General features: G+C 66.1%; 11 protein-coding genes and 4 pseudogenes. 10 read left to right on the forward strand and 5 right to left on the reverse strand.

The genetic code is table 11. The annotated features are described in order from the left end of the window. Positions 1-83 precede the first annotated feature (83 nt). Entirely contained in the window at positions 84-788 is a 705-nt protein-coding gene (locus AB0I79_RS57935; RefSeq protein WP_357893678.1) for an SDR family NAD(P)-dependent oxidoreductase, read from the forward strand. Here AB0I79_RS57935 and AB0I79_RS57940 read toward each other — a convergent pair. From AB0I79_RS57940 to AB0I79_RS57950, 3 genes and pseudogenes are all read right to left on the reverse strand, one after another. Then, positions 727-2,046 (reverse strand): annotated as a pseudogene (locus tag AB0I79_RS57940) (IS256 family transposase). The gene AB0I79_RS57935 and the pseudogene AB0I79_RS57940 overlap by 62 nt on opposite strands. 140 nt (positions 2,047-2,186) lie before the next feature. After that, entirely contained in the window at positions 2,187-2,837 is a 651-nt protein-coding gene (locus tag AB0I79_RS57945) for an FAD-dependent monooxygenase (RefSeq protein WP_357893680.1), read from the reverse strand. After that, positions 2,797-3,084 (reverse strand): FAD-dependent monooxygenase, encoded by a 288-nt coding sequence (locus tag AB0I79_RS57950; protein ID WP_357893682.1) that lies wholly within the window; start codon positions 3,082-3,084, stop codon positions 2,797-2,799. Before AB0I79_RS57950 ends, AB0I79_RS57945 begins: the two co-directional genes overlap by 41 nt. Between AB0I79_RS57950 and AB0I79_RS57955 the strand changes: the two are divergent. The 6 genes and pseudogenes from AB0I79_RS57955 to AB0I79_RS57980 all read left to right on the forward strand — a co-directional run. After that, positions 3,046-3,381: pseudogene (locus AB0I79_RS57955) on the forward strand (transposase family protein); the annotation flags it as partial. The gene AB0I79_RS57950 and the pseudogene AB0I79_RS57955 overlap by 39 nt on opposite strands. Positions 3,382-3,850: 469 nt before the next feature. Continuing rightward, positions 3,851-4,189, forward strand: a pseudogene (locus AB0I79_RS57960) (DEAD/DEAH box helicase family protein); the annotation flags it as partial. A 34-nt stretch (positions 4,190-4,223) separates the two neighbouring features. After that, on the forward strand, positions 4,224-5,462 hold the full coding sequence (locus tag AB0I79_RS57965) for a helicase-related protein (RefSeq protein WP_357893684.1): 1,239 nt from the start codon (positions 4,224-4,226) through the stop codon (positions 5,460-5,462). Between the two features lie 520 nt (positions 5,463-5,982). Next, positions 5,983-6,459 (forward strand): hypothetical protein, encoded by a 477-nt coding sequence (locus tag AB0I79_RS57970; RefSeq protein ID WP_357893686.1) that lies wholly within the window; start codon positions 5,983-5,985, stop codon positions 6,457-6,459. A gap of 39 nt (positions 6,460-6,498) precedes the next feature. After that, positions 6,499-7,035 (forward strand): hypothetical protein, encoded by a 537-nt coding sequence (locus AB0I79_RS57975; RefSeq protein WP_357893688.1) that lies wholly within the window; start codon positions 6,499-6,501, stop codon positions 7,033-7,035. A gap of 10 nt (positions 7,036-7,045) precedes the next feature. Further along, positions 7,046-7,192, forward strand: coding sequence for a hypothetical protein (locus AB0I79_RS57980; protein WP_357893689.1), 147 nt, complete (start codon positions 7,046-7,048; stop codon positions 7,190-7,192). Positions 7,193-7,445: 253 nt separating this feature from the next. On the opposite strand, the pseudogene AB0I79_RS57985 reads toward AB0I79_RS57980, so the two are convergent. Further along, positions 7,446-8,223, reverse strand: a pseudogene (locus AB0I79_RS57985) (transposase family protein). 879 nt (positions 8,224-9,102) lie between these two features. Further along, positions 9,103-10,464 (reverse strand): condensation domain-containing protein, encoded by a 1,362-nt coding sequence (locus AB0I79_RS57990; protein ID WP_357893691.1) that lies wholly within the window; start codon positions 10,462-10,464, stop codon positions 9,103-9,105. Positions 10,465-10,963: 499 nt separating this feature from the next. On the opposite strand from AB0I79_RS57990, the gene AB0I79_RS57995 reads away from it, so the two are divergent. Genes AB0I79_RS57995 through AB0I79_RS58005 form a run of 3 tightly spaced genes read left to right on the forward strand, consistent with a single transcriptional unit; the run spans position 10,964 to position 13,938 of the window. Beyond that, positions 10,964-11,905: a ferritin-like domain-containing protein gene (locus AB0I79_RS57995; RefSeq protein WP_357893693.1), complete on the forward strand. Its 942-nt coding sequence runs from the start codon at positions 10,964-10,966 to the stop codon at positions 11,903-11,905. A gap of 6 nt (positions 11,906-11,911) precedes the next feature. Next, entirely contained in the window at positions 11,912-13,615 is a 1,704-nt protein-coding gene (locus AB0I79_RS58000; RefSeq protein ID WP_357893695.1) for an AMP-binding protein, read from the forward strand. Continuing rightward, the gene (locus AB0I79_RS58005; protein WP_357893697.1) at positions 13,612-13,938 is read left to right on the forward strand and encodes a phosphopantetheine-binding protein; all 327 of its coding nucleotides are present in this window, start codon (positions 13,612-13,614) and stop codon (positions 13,936-13,938) included. The genes AB0I79_RS58000 and AB0I79_RS58005 overlap by 4 nt, the downstream gene beginning before the upstream one ends. Positions 13,939-13,954: the final 16 nt, after the last annotated feature.

Here is a 13,954-nt window from a genome sequence, read left to right on the forward strand (position 1 = left end):
TGCTACGAACAAAGAGTAACTGCCAGGCGGGCAGGCTGCGGCTGTGCGCAGCGTGAACCGCTGTGATCGGAAGGGACGTTGTGGTGGCGAAGACGCTTGTTATTGTCGGTGCCGGGCCAGGGCTGGGAATGGGGGTGGCCCGGGCTTTCGGCCGGCACGGCTTCCGGGTGGGGCTGATCGCCCGGAGCAAGGACACGCTCGCCGCTCTGGTGGGTGATTTGGCCGGGCTGGGCGTCACCGCTGCGGCGTTTCCCGCCGATATCCGAGATCGTGACGCGCTGGCCGATGCTCTCACCAGGGCCGGGGAGGCGCTGGGACCGGTCGATGTCTTGGAGTACAGCCCCAGCCCGACGGGGCCGATCACCCACGCCGCACAGACCACGGTGACATCCGCCGCCGCGCAGTTTGAGCTGCATGTGCTGGGCGCGGTGACGGCCGTGGGACAGGTGCTACCGCAGATGCGCGCCCGAGGCGAGGGGACACTGCTGCTGACCACCGGTGTGTCCTCCACGATTGCCGCACCATTCCTGGCCAACGTGGGCCTGGCCATGGCCGGCTTGCGCAACTGGGCGCACGCGCTGCACGCCGAACTCCGCCCCCAGGGGATCCACGCGGCAACGGTGACGATCGCCTCCGGCGTCATCCCGGGCGACGAGGTGGCCGACCCTGATGCCATCGGCGCCCGCTACTACAGCCTGTACCAGCAACGAGACCGTGCGGAAGAGGTCATCGGTGACCTTGAGGCGTTCCGCGCCCTGGTCGCCGAGCGGGCCGACGGGCATGGCTGACCGGCTCCGTCGGCGGCAGGCTAGGCGGCGTGCTCGTCGGATCGTTCGACCAGCACGCCGCGTTCGAAGCGGGCTCCGGCGCGGACGAGGGCGACGAGGTGGGGCGCGTTCACGGCCCGCCGGCGGGCTTGGGCGGACTCGATGAGCTTGAAGACCATCGCCAGAGCGGCGGTGCGGGAGCCGGCGCCTCGGGTGACCTTGGTGCGCAGGCGAACGGTGGCGAAGGTTGACTCGATGGGGTTCGTGGTCCGCAGGTGGATCCAGTGCTCGGCGGGGAAGTCGAAGAACGCCAGTAGCTCGGCTGTATCGTCGGTGATCTTCTGACCGCTTTGGGGAACTTCGCGGCGTAGAGCTGGGCGAACGTCTTGATTGCCTGCACCGCGTGATCGCGGTCCTCGGCGTGTAGATGTCTTGGATGGCCTTCTTTGCGCCTGGCTGCGCAGACTTCGGCATGGCATCGAGGACGTTGGACGTTTTGTGTACCCAGCACCTCTGTTCGCGGGTGGCGGGGAACACCTCGGCCAAAGCTTTCCAGAAGCCCAGGGCGCCATCGCCGACCGCGAGGCCGGGCGCGCGCATGCCCCGGCGGGCACAGTCGCGCATCAGGTCGGCCCAGGACTCGCCGGACTCACGGTAGCCGTCCTTGAGTGCGATCAGCTCCTTGGATCCGTCGGCACGGACCCCGATCAGCACCAGGACACAGGCTTTGCCTCCTCCAGGCGGACATTGAGGTGGATGCCGTCGGCCCACACGTACACGTAGTCGACCTGCGCGAGGTCACGGTCCATGAAGGCGGCGTGATCGGCCTGCCACTGCGTCGTGAGCCGGGTGACCGTCGCCGGGGAGAGCCCGGCCGAGCTGCCCAGAAACTGCTCCAGGGCGGGGACGAAGTCGCCGGAGGACAGGCCGTGCAGGTAGAGCAGCGGCAGCACCTCGCTGATCTTCGGGGACTTGCGGCACCAGGCGGCAGGATCGCAGAGGAGAACCCCTCGCGCTCGCCGGTGGTCTCGTCGACGCGCTTGTCGTTCACCCGCGGCGCCTTCACCTCGACCGCGCCGGCTGCGGTGGTGACCTTCCGCGGCTGGTGATAGCCGTTGCGCACCACAAGACGACGGCCACGTTCATCGCGCTGGTCGGCCAACTCGGCTATGTAGGCGTTGACTTCGGCCTCCAGTGCGGCGGCCAGCATCCTTCGTGCGCCCTCCCGGACAATCTCGTTGATCAAGGAGGAGCTGTCGTCGTTCACTACGCTGAGCACGGACGTGCCTTCCCGGCCGGTGCCGCGAACACCGGTCTTGCTCGGTGACCTATCGATCAATCACTCGGGAAGGTACGTCCTCCCCGAGCCGATCCACAGGTCCTGAGCATTACTCCTGGCTTGATGCGGCACTAGAGAGCTCACCTAACGTAGGCGCGCAGCAAGGCGTCCACCGGTCCGGTGCCCTCGGCCGCGAACACCGCACTGAGGTAGCGGTCCGGTTTGACCAAGACAAAGCGCCTGCGCGCCGTTCCAAGAGCAGCTTCTAACTGTCCGTCGGTGTCCGCGACCGCCTGCCGTCCCCCGTCGGTGCGAGGCAGCCGTTCACCCAGCACCACATCTACACACGCCACCGGCCAGCCTGCGGGCAGCAGGCGGGCCACCCGGTCCCACTGGGCTGCTGTCACATCCACCCCGCGCAGGGCGAACCCCTGCCCCAGCACCTCGTCCAGCAGTACGGGACGCCGACTGGACGGCACGAGCACGCGCGACTGCGGCAACAGCGTGCCGACAAGGCCGCCCTCACCGGAGACCACCCCCTGACGATGTATGGCACGCGGACGGAATCGCATCTCGGCAAGGTAGCGCCGCCCAGGGCCGGTGAGCCGGATCGCACGGACCATCGTGTCCCTGAGCCAAGCGCGTGGGCGACTTGTGGTCATGACAACACGACCCAGCCGCTTGGAGAACGCGACGGTCGCCGTCGCATGCGGGCGGCGTTCGAGCTCGTAGGTGTCGAGCAGGCTCGAGTCACAGCGGCCGTGCCAGACCTCCGCGAGTTTCCATGCCAAGTTGGTGGCGTCCTTGATCCCCGAGTTGAGGCCCTCCGGCGAACGGCGGCATCATGTGAGCGGCATCACCGAGCAGGAAGCACCGGCCATCCCGCCACCGGTCAGCGACGACCGCGTTGAATGTGTAGTTCACTGACCTTTCCGCCTGATCCGGCGAGATATCACGGTAGGGCGAGACGAGCCGTCGAATCAGCTCGAACTCCGGCCGCTGGTGTGGGCCTCGCTCGCACTGCCGGGCGCCGTTCACGACGTGACCGCCGCTCGGACGGCCAGCCTGGTCAACGCTCTGACCAGTGCCTGCGTGAAGATTTTCGCGGATAAAGCCTACCAAGGCGCGGGCGGCACGATCCGCACGCCGATCAAGCGGCATCGGCATCGTCCCTGGCTGTCGCGCGCGGACCGCGGGACGTCAACCGCGCCCACGCCCGCATCCGAGCCATCGGTGAACGCGCGGTAGCTACTTTGCAGATGAGAGGTGCTGACCAAGCTGCGCTGCTGCCTACATCGCGCGACCGCACTCGAGCAAGCGATCCTCCTGCTGTAGCTCGTCGAAGAGGGCCGCTACTTCGGATGAACAAGGCTTAAGTATCTGACCCCGGTCCGTTTTGACGGCCGGGTGGTGAAGTGCTTCTCCTTCACGGCGGCCGCCATGACGATCTCCGATGACGACCAGGAGCTGCTGTGAGCGACCGTGTAACGCACTTTTGCGTTACACCTCAGGGCGATTGTTTCCGCAGGTCAGAGCAAGATTTGCAAGATCGTTTGAAGTGTAACGCATTTTCGGAGAGACACACCTAGGGTGTGGGCGTGTGCGCACGTGTGTGTGCGCACACACGTGTACCTGCCTCTGTTTTGCGTTACTGCGTTACAACTCTCTAATTCAGATAGATAAATGAAGGTCAGAGCCCACTTTGGGGCGTAACGCAAAGCGTAACGCAGGCGTAACGCAGCCGCCCTTTGCGTTACACGCCCCCACCTCCCCCTTGAGCGCGCAGAACCGAGGTGACTCCGCCATGCCCGAAGCTTTCCAGCCGCGCCCCTACCAGGCCGAAGCCATCCACGCTCTGATCCAAGGATGGCGAGGCCCGCACAACCGCCTGGCCGTCGTGCTGCCCACCGGCGCGGGCAAAACCGTCGTGTTCGCCAACCTGATCCGCGCCGTACTGCCGGACATCAGCGGCCGCGCCCTCCTCATCGCCCACCGCGAGGAACTCATCCAGCAGGCCGCCGACAAGATCCAATCCGTGGCGCCCGACCTGCGCGTCGGCATCGTCAAAGCCGAACGCGACGAGCACGCCCACGCCGACGTCATCGTCGCCAGCATCCAGACCCTCGCCGTACAGCGGCGCCGCCAGGCCATCGCCGACATCGGCGTCGTTATCGTCGATGAATGCCACCACGCCGCCGCCCCCCACCTACATGGCCACGCTGCGGCACTTCGGGGCATGGGAAGGCCGCCCCGTCGCCGACTTCACCGCCACCCTGACGCGGGTGGACGGCGGCCTGGCCGACGTATGGTCCGACGTCGTCTACCGCATGGACATCCTCGACCTCATCACGGCAGGCCACCTCGTCGACGTCAAGGGCAAGCGCGTCGTCGTCGGCAACCTCGACCTCGACGCCGTCAAGACCCGTAGCGGCGACCTGCAGGAAGGACAGCTCGGCCAGGCGCTGGAGGAGTCCAACGCCGCCGACGTGGTCGCCGACGCCTACCTGGAGCACGCGTCCGACCGGCCCGGCGTCATCTTCACCCCGACCGTCAGCTCCGCCCAGGTCATGGCCGACACCATGAACGACGCGGGCATCCCCACCGGGCTCATCTACGGGGCCATGCCGAAGGAAAAACGGGCCGTCACCCTCAAGCTCTACCAGGCAGGCGACCTGCAGGTGCTGGCCAACTGCATGGTCCTCACCGAAGGGTTCGACGCGCCCTGGACCTCCTGCGCCGTCATCGCCCGCCCAACCAAGTCGGCCGGGCTGTATGTGCAGATGGCCGGCCGCGCGTTACGCCCCCACCCCGGCAAGCGGGACGCCCTCATCCTCGACGTGATGGGTGCCTCTACCCGCCACAAGCTCGCCTCCATCGTCGACCTGACCGACAGGAAGATCGCCGCGCCGAAGGACGGCCAGAGCCTGCGGGAGGCGGCCGACGAGCCCGACGACGCACTGCTCGACGTGTCCCCCGCGGTGGAGTGGGAGGACGTCAACCTGTTCCACCACTCGACGGCTCGCTGGCTGCGCACCTACGGCGGCGTGTGGTTCCTGCCGGCGGGCGACGACCGGCTGCTGTTCCTGGCCCCCGCGCCCGAGACGAAAGGCTTCCGCGTCCGCATGTGGCAGGACGGCGCGGGAGCTCTGGCGCCGAACCCCGACCCGGCGTACGAGATCGCCGAAGCCATGGTGTGGGCGGAAAGCCAGGCTCGCCGGTTCGCGCCCCACCACTTCCTCACCCGGGCCGCCCAGTGGCGGGGCCAGCCTCCGTCACGCAAGCAACTGGCGTTCTGCCGCTTCAACCGGATCGTCGTGCCGCACGGCAGCACCGCCGGCGAGGTGTCCGACCTGCAGGTGGTGCACCGGGCGTCCGCGGCGATCGACCAGGGATCGCACGTCGAGAGGAGCGCATGATGCATTTACGCCACCGCTGGGTCGAGGTCGAACGCATCGGCCTCGTCGCTACCTACCGCTGCCAGAAGTGCCCGAGAACGAAAACCCGCATGTGCGGCCCTGAGGGCGATTCTCCCGCCATCCCGCCATCCCGACATCCAGACGCCCAGACGCCCGGGCGGCCCTGAAAGCGGCTCAGCGACCGCTACAGCGCCGCAGAGACGCAAAGCAGCCGATGCCATGCCGCACAGAAAACCGGCCCCGCCCAACCACGTCGACAACGGGAACCCCGACTACCACGGATGAGGAGCACCGTGGCCCTCATCGGGGACGAGCCCGATCCTGCTGACGACGATATCGACGTCGGGCTTCGCAGACTGCTCGACGGAGCGTGACCCCGTAGACCTCCGGGCGGGCTTTGGTCGAAGACTCCATCGTGTGCGCGTCTTCGCTTGGGAGCGGCTCGACCGGACAAGCATTCCGATTCTTCGACCCCGGCAACGGTTGCCTGCCGTCGAGGTAGGGCTTTTATGCTGCTTCCATGGCGGACCTCACCTGGACCGAGGCGTGGTGCATGTGGTTCACCAACGTTCAGGTGAACCAGCACACGCTTCACGGAGTCTCCATCCTGGCGTTGGGTAGAGCAGGCAAGGTCGTCGCCTTCGCGGCCGGGCTAATTGTGGTCTTGGACATCATCGGCCCGCAGGGTGTCAAGACGGTGGTTCGCTATCTGCAGGGCGCCGTGCTGATCGCAACGGTGTCGTTTGGGTTCGCCGCGGTTGCCGCCATTGGTGTGCGCATCGCTGTCCAAACGCAAAGCTGGCTGGTGTTGCCCCTCATGTGGGTGGCCTTTCTCATACTCGGCGCGTTCGTCAAGTACGAGCAGTCCACCCGCATTGGCGGTCGCCGATTCGGTGCCCTGTCACGGTGGACCGCAGATCGCTTCGTCAAGGTGAGCCGTATCTGGAGCCTTGTTATGGTCGGCGTCGGCTTCCACTTCGACTTGCTCGCCTCATAGCCCCTCGCCAACGCCCGCGCCCGGTTCTACGCTCCGGTGGTGGCGGACATCAGCTACTTCGAAGCGTGGGGTATGTGGCTGGACGGCAAGTCCACCCTGGGAAACGACCTGTTCGGCATCCCGATGATCTGGATGGGCCGCTCAGGGAAGATCGTCGCGTTTGCTGGCGGACTCACTGTAATTCTCGATCTCGCCGGGCCCGACCGGCTGGCAGCTGCTGCAGTTCGTATCAAATCCGCAATCCAGACTCTGTGGGGCCTTCTCTTTGGATATCTCCCCATGGGGATCCTGGTTCTCGTCGCGGTTCTTCTGAATGCGTGGGTCGATGAGCCGCTACTTGCGCGGGTACCCGACATACCCGTGGTAGGTGCCATCCTTGAACTTGCCGGCGGGGCCCTCTTCGTGGCGTGTGTCATCGCCGCCATGATGGGCGGGACGTGGCTTGTGCTGGCCGTCGTAAGCGCTTTGGCCGAACGAGCCCCGCAGTTGTTCGCCGATCCGCGGACGATCTTCCTCCGGGTGGCGGCACTCCTGGCCGTCTTCGTCGGCTTCCACTTCGACCTACTGGCCTCCTAGCATCGCCGTCATGTCGAAGACGCTCGTCCTTACGCTGGGGTTCGTGGCGCTGGTGTCGGTCGGCCTACCGGTCTTGTCGGAGTACATGGATGTGGTGCCTGTCATGATCGCCGGTCTGGTCGTGCTGATCGTCGTCCAACGCCTGCGCAAGCGGTGACCCCGAATCGAATAGTCATTGGGTCCTCTGAGTAGGGTCGGACCATGCAAGACCCGCCCTCGGTACGTCTCCCCAATCATCCTGCGAAGGCCGGGCTGCTGCTTCGGGGGCGGAAGACTGCTCGACCCGGTGTCCCTCGCCTACGGGATCGGGCTCGGACTGCCGGCGGAAGCTCGGCCTCACACGCTGCGGCGGTGTGAGTACCACAGGCGTCCCGGCGTGGCGGGACAGCAACGGACAGACTGAGTGTTTTTCATCCTGCTTCGCGGAGCTGAAGGACGAGGATCGCTTTGACGAGCTGACCTGCCAGAAGCGGGCAGCAGCGGAGTTTGCGCAGAATACGCCAGGTCTTCAGCTGTGCGTTGGCGCGCTCTCCCGGTCCGCGGAGCTTGGCATGGGCGGCGTTGGCGGCCTTCTGTGAGGCGGGCTTGTTGCGCCCCTTGTAGGGCACGCGCACGTGCTCACCAGCGCCGACGTACCCCCTTGTCGGCGAGAGTGACGAGGTCGGCGGCCTTGAGGTGGCGCAGGATGCCCCAGATCCGGGCGGCCTTGAGGTCGTGCACCGATCCAGGCAAGGAGCCCGATGTCCACAGGGGTGTGCCGTCCGGAGCGGCCAGGACCTGGATGTTCATGCCGTGCTTACGGTGCTTGCCGGAGTCATAGGGCCGGTCGGCGGCGACGCGGTCGATGGGGATGAGGGTGCCGTCCAGCACCAGGTAGGGGTAGCCGGCCCGCTTGGCTGCGCGTAAGGCCGCATCCAGGCGGGGGGAGCGGCGGGCGAGCAGGGTGATGGCCTCGCGGATGTAGCGCCAGGCGGTGGCGATGCCGACGCCGAAGCCGATGCCGAAGCCGGCGGCGAGCTCGGCCAGGGTCTCGCCTTTGCGCAGGTGGACGAGCACGAGCAGGGCCTGCTGGCCGGGGTTGAGGCGGCGCCACGGTGAGCTGATCGTCTTGCGGTGCCGGCGCAGTATGCCGGACGGGTAAGACAGCGTTTGATGTGACAACGGCAGCGCGGCGCGGTAGAACAGCAACGCGGAGCCTCTGGTCTAAAGGTTGATCTTGGTCGACAACCCTTCTACCAGGGGCTCTTCTACTTGTCGATCAAGCGCTGCCGCATGGCATGCCCGCAGCCTGCGGTTTCAGGTTGGAAAACCCTCAATGGTTGATTTCCTGCTGGCCACCAAGATCAAATGGTCGCGATTGATCGTTCTTGGGGACGACCGGTCTGCGGACGTTGCAACGCTGCCGGACCTGCGGGCATCCGAGGCAGTCGATCCGGCGCATGGACTTCTGCCGCGTTGGAGCCGAGCAGTTACGTAAGCGATGCCGTAGTCGGCGGGTGTGCCGGCAACAGCTTCGGCGCTGATGTTGACGTGGATGGTCCGGCTGCGATCAGGAAGCTTCCGGTCGGAGGGCCAGGGGCGGGCGGTTCGCCGAGGAGGGGACCGGGATCGGGGATGGGCAGGCCGTCCAGGATGACTTGGAGGTCGTGGTCCTACTGGCGAGCGCCCGCCTGGAGGCCCAGCGTGTGGGGTCCGGTAGAAGACGCTGCGACCATGAGGAAAGCCACGTCCTTGCCGCGTCAGCGAGCGCTGCTTGCGCCGCTTGCGGGCGACAGGCCGAGTTCGGCCATCCGCGCCGCGATCGTGTTTCCGACATCCGCCAGCCCGCCTCGTGCCGGACTGGGGTGATACGCGGCGAGCCGTGGGGCCGCCGGAGAAGTCGAACGACCAAGTGATCTCCGCATCCAGGTCGGCCCGCCGGCGCGGCTCCGGTGCACCGGCCGAGGCTCATGTCCTTCCCCATCACCAAGCCGGCCCGTTCAGATAGTCGTGGTGCAGTCGCAGGACGCCGGCGCAGCCAGGTCCAGGTGTGTGGCAAGGGCGGCCAGGCGAGGCCGGAGACGACCGTCAGATTTTCAGTGGGATCTCCCTGTTCGCACCCTCAGTCGCAGCCTCGATGAGGACCGATTCACATGCAAGAAAAAGAGCCCCCACGTCATTTACGGAGACATATGACGTATCGACGGAGAGCATCAGTTCGGGGTTGCTTCGCCGGCCCTGCACGGCCAGATGAAATCTGAATCCTCCCGCCTCCGGCGAGGGCAGCCGAGTAATTTTGGTTCGGCCGCGCAATGCACGGATGTCAGGCCCCGGTTCGGTGGAGATGCCGGCGCTGCCGCCCGTGCCACCTATTCTGTCGTTGAAGAAGGCAACAGCAACGTCATGTCCTTGCTTACGCTCTGCTGCACGCAAGAGCGCCTCGAAATCAGGTGGATTGTAACGCGAGTGCAGATAGCCGGCCAGGCACGCCTGCCACGATCTGGCTATGGTTTCAGAGAAGCTCATGGGGTCCACGTCGATACCGATGAGGATCCCTTGCGATATCAGGCCGACGTACTGTCGATATCTTCTCCGATATCGGTTCGACGACATCACTGACATGATGCATCTGGGATCGTTCGCCAACTTTGCTATGGCGAAGGCCATGGCCGCGACATAGACGGCAGACGGTGATACGCCGTGCTGATGGGCGAGCCGGGCCACGGCGAGGGAGGCGACAGGCGATTTCACGGCTGCTCTCAAGATGCCGGCGTCCCGCCGTTCCGGCAACCGCGTCGGGAAGTTGGTGACCGGGAATGAGGAGAGCACACCCGCCTGATATTCAAGGGATCGGTCGCTCTCGGCTCTGCCCTGAGGTGAAGCTTCGAATCTCGCCTGATCGCATGGATGCAGTACGTCATACGTCCGCCGCGTCTCGTTGCCGTTGGTGCGGTTCTTGATCCGTTCCGCAAGGCAGAGCACACCCTGATAGTCGAAGGCCAGGTGAGAAGCGCTGACCACGAGGTAGGCCGGATGATCATCGGTCGTCACCACCGCGTACCGGACCGGCATTTCTGTCGCATATTCGAACCGTTCCTTCACCAGCTCGTCCCGTATCGCGTCAGCCGTCTCCCTGGCTGCCCGAGCTGGCGCATCGACCACGCGGAGCGAAATCGAACCGTACTGCTCCACGACCTGCCGAGGCATCCCTGACGTGTTGGCAGGGAATCGGGTGCGCAGCACATCGAAATCTTCGGTCACCGCCTGGAGCGACTCGCAGAATGCGCCCAGTGTGCAGGCGCCTGGGATCCGCTCGACATGGCCGATATTGAAGGCTGGATCGAAGGGCGCCCTTCTCTTGATGGCCCCCCACATGATCTGTTGAGCCCATGTCAGCGGCGACTCGTCCATGCGAGCGCCGGCAAAGGAAATCTGCCTGTCATGGTCCACCGTTCGATCCCCGCCTTCAAGGCTGCTCCTCCGTACACACGACGCCAGGATTGTCAATACGCGCCTCTGGGCGACTCCAGGAAGTCCGGACTCAGGTAGGGGTCGACTCGCCACGCATGATTATCCGTGGCCTGGTGGCGACCGCCCGATCAGACGGCGAAAATCGCCTTGGACAGCGCTTTCCCAGCGCCATGACATCTGCGTTCACTGCAATGGTTTTCTTAGCCAACACCGGCTGCGCCGATCATGTCAAGCCTCGCCGGCGGTGCCGCCTCGATGCGGCACCGCCGAGCAAGCGACGGATGCTCACCCGAGCTCGAAAAGCGCACCGGACGGCACGCGACCCTCTCCATGGGATTGACAAGAGCTCGAAGGTCTCCCCAGTATGTTTGTCGTCTAACCAAACTCGGTGAGGCGGTGTCCGGCTCGGTGGCCGGACAGCTCCCCCCTTCCGGGCCGTCGCAGTCCGCACCACACCACATTGCTCGGGGGCGCGTACATGCACGACCTTTCTGCGCTCACGGAGGTACACGCCTCCGTAGCCACTCGATTTACCTGGGATTACTCGCGAAGAAACGCCAAACTTCGCCTGCTTTACGACAAGGCCAAAGCCGCGCAGTGGGATGCCGACCGCGATATCGACTGGTCGGGTATTCCGGAGTACGGAGCGCCTCTGCCCGAAGACGAGGCAGCGAGTCGACGCTCTTCTTCCTCGCCCGTGCCGCCCGAGCTGTGGAACCAGTACAGGTGGGAGCACCACTCCTGGATGACCAGCCAGTTCCTGCATGGCGAGCAAGGGGCCATGCTCGCGACCGCCAGGCTGGTAGAGGTCGTCCCGGACCTGGACGCCAAGTTCTTCGCGGCCATCCAGGTCACCGATGAAGCGCGCCACGTTGACGCCTACGGCCGCTACGTGCAGGAACTCAGCCACCCGTATCCGATCAACTCCTCGCTGCACTGCCTGCTGTCCCATGTGATCAGCGAGAGTCGCTGGGACATCATCTACCTCGGCATGCAGATCATCGTCGAGGGACTGGCCCTCGCGGCGTTCCGTATCAGCTCGGTGAGTTCCTTCGACCCGGTCATCCGGCAGATCACCGATCTGGTGGCTCGCGACGAGGCCCGGCACGTCGCCTATGGCGTGCTGTCCCTGGAAGGCTTCTACGACGAGCTGACCAGCGCGGAGCGCGCCGATCGCGAGGACTTCATCAAAGAGGCCACCTTTCTCATGGGGCGTCGGTTTCTTCTGGAAGACGTCTGGGATCGGATGGACCTGGACGTGCGCGCCGGTGTCTCCTACGTCATGACCGATCCGGCGATGATCCATCTCCGGCAGCTGATGTTCGCCAAGATCCTCACCTGCCTCGCCCGGATCAAGCTCCTCACCCCGGGCGTCCGTGCCCATCTGGAGGACCTGTCCCTGATCCGCTCACGAGGGTGAGGCCCCGTGACCTCCGTCCTGACTTGGCTCGACGACCCCCCTGCGGACCGCGGTCTCAGATTCGCCGGCGACGGCGGTGGCGATCCCTGGACGTTCTACTCCTATGAGCAGATGGCGTACCTGGCCCGGCAAGCCGCCCTGCGGTTGTGGAGTTTCGGCGTGAGACCCGGCGACACGGTGCTCGTCCTCTGCCCGACATCACCCGAGTTCGTCGCTCACTACTTCGGCGCGCTGATCATGGGCGCCGTGCCCGCGGCCGCCGCCCCTCCCCCGCGTATGGGGGACCTCACCGAATACCGCCGCGGTCTGGACCACGTCGTCCGGCTCATCGCAGCGAAAGCGGTCGTGACCACGCCCGGCTCTGTCTCTGTGCTGGCCCCCGTCGCCCGCGACGTGGGCGGCCTTCTCATCGACGCCTCCGCGCCGGCCGCCACTCGCCGGGCGGACTTCGACGCCCCGGCGATCGAGGATCTGTCCATCATCCAGCTCAGCTCCGGCTCGACCGGCCCACGGCACGGGGTGCGCATCTCGTTGCCCGCCGTGCAGTCGAACGTCGCGGCCCTGCACCGGTGGCTTGAGATGACCTCCCGTGATCGCTTCCCCACGTGGCTTCCGCTCTCCCACGACATGGGCCTCGTCGGTGCCCTGCTCAACCCGGTGGCCGCAGGCGCCGACGTCTGGCTGATGCCTCCGGAGGACTTCATCCGTTCCCCGATACGCTGGCTGCGGCTCTTCAGCGATCTCGCGCCGACCATCACCGCCATGCCGGCCTTCGGCCTGGCTCACATCCTGCGCCGTGTACCGTCCCGGAAGCTGGAGGGCCTGGACTTCTCGTCCTGGCGCGGCTTGATCATCGGCGCGGAGCGCATCGATCACGACATCGCCCGCAGATTCGTGAACCTGCTCGAACCCTTCGGCTTCCCGCCGCGCGCGCTGTCGCCCGCCTACGGCATGGCCGAGGCCACGCTCGCCGTCACCGGCACCTCACTGGCCGAGGTGCATCCTGCCCTCACGGTCGACGCCCGCTCCCTGTCGCTCGGCAACGCCGTCAAGCAGGTGCCGGCCAGAGCCGGCCGTCCTCTTCCTCCCGCTGCCACGACGGTGGTCGGGTGCGGCACGCCGTTGCCACGCACCGAGGTGACGATCGTGGACGGGGAAGGCACCCCGGTCGGCGAGGACGTGGTCGGGGAGATCGTCATCCGGGGGCAGGCCCTGGCCGCCGCGGTGTTGCGGGAGGCCGGAGCCGAGCAGCCGATCGGCGCCACCTTCGCGACCGGGGACGCCGGGTTCCTCCACCAGGGCCGGCTCTATGTGCTCGGCCGGCTCGGCGACAGCGTCAAGCAGTTGGGCAGATGGCTGTTCGCCGAGGACATCGAGAGGGTCGCCTGGTCCGAGTCGCCCTCACCGCAGCGGACCGTCGCCCTTCTCGGCGACCTCGGCGGTCATTCCATGGCCGTCATCGCCGTTCAGGGCGCCCTGGCAGCGGAGGAGGCGGAGGCGATCGGCAAGGCGGTGTGCGGTTACGCCGGGAACCTGCGTGTCACGGTGATGTCGGTGCCGGTCGGCTGGCTGCTGCGGACCCCGAGCGGCAAGCCCATGCGCAGAGCGATGTGGGCGAAGTTCATCGCGAACGGCGGTGGCGCGAACGTGCTCTGGCGCACGCCGCACGCCGACGAGGTCCGCTTCGACAACCACAAAGAGGAGATATGACCAGCGAAGCCCATATCCGAGCCGACGAGGCGCTTCTCGACGTCATCATGCGCGTGGTGGCCGCGCTGGCCCCCAACCAGGTCCCTGGGGTCACACTGGACAACGCCCTCGTCGCCGATCTCGGCTTCGACTCCCTGCGCCTGGTCGAGCTGTCCTTCGCACTGGAAGAACTGTTCGACATGCAGCCGATCTCCATTGACGACGCGCCGCCGATCGGCACCGTCCGCGACATCTACGACTACGCCAGACGCAAGATCGAGGTAGGCGATGCGCAACCGGTGTCACGCGAGTCGGTCGAGCAGTGGCTCGCGGAGGCCTGGTAATGGAGCCGTCCCCCAC

The organism is Nonomuraea sp. NPDC050202, from assembly GCF_040656115.1.
In the GTDB taxonomy this organism is placed as follows: domain Bacteria; phylum Actinomycetota; class Actinomycetes; order Streptosporangiales; family Streptosporangiaceae; genus Nonomuraea.

Excerpts from the sequence above, each read along its gene's own strand:
- AB0I79_RS58005 (WP_357893697.1), top strand. The coding sequence starts at position 13,612 with ATGACCAGCGAAGCCCATATCCGAGCCGACGAGGCGCTTCTCGACGTC.
- AB0I79_RS57965 (WP_357893684.1), top strand. The coding sequence starts at position 4,224 with ATGAATGCCACCACGCCGCCGCCCCCCACCTACATGGCCACGCTGCGG.
- AB0I79_RS57980 (WP_357893689.1), top strand. The coding sequence starts at position 7,046 with ATGTCGAAGACGCTCGTCCTTACGCTGGGGTTCGTGGCGCTGGTGTCG.
- AB0I79_RS57970 (WP_357893686.1), top strand. The coding sequence starts at position 5,983 with ATGGCGGACCTCACCTGGACCGAGGCGTGGTGCATGTGGTTCACCAAC.
- AB0I79_RS57995 (WP_357893693.1), top strand. The coding sequence starts at position 10,964 with ATGCACGACCTTTCTGCGCTCACGGAGGTACACGCCTCCGTAGCCACT.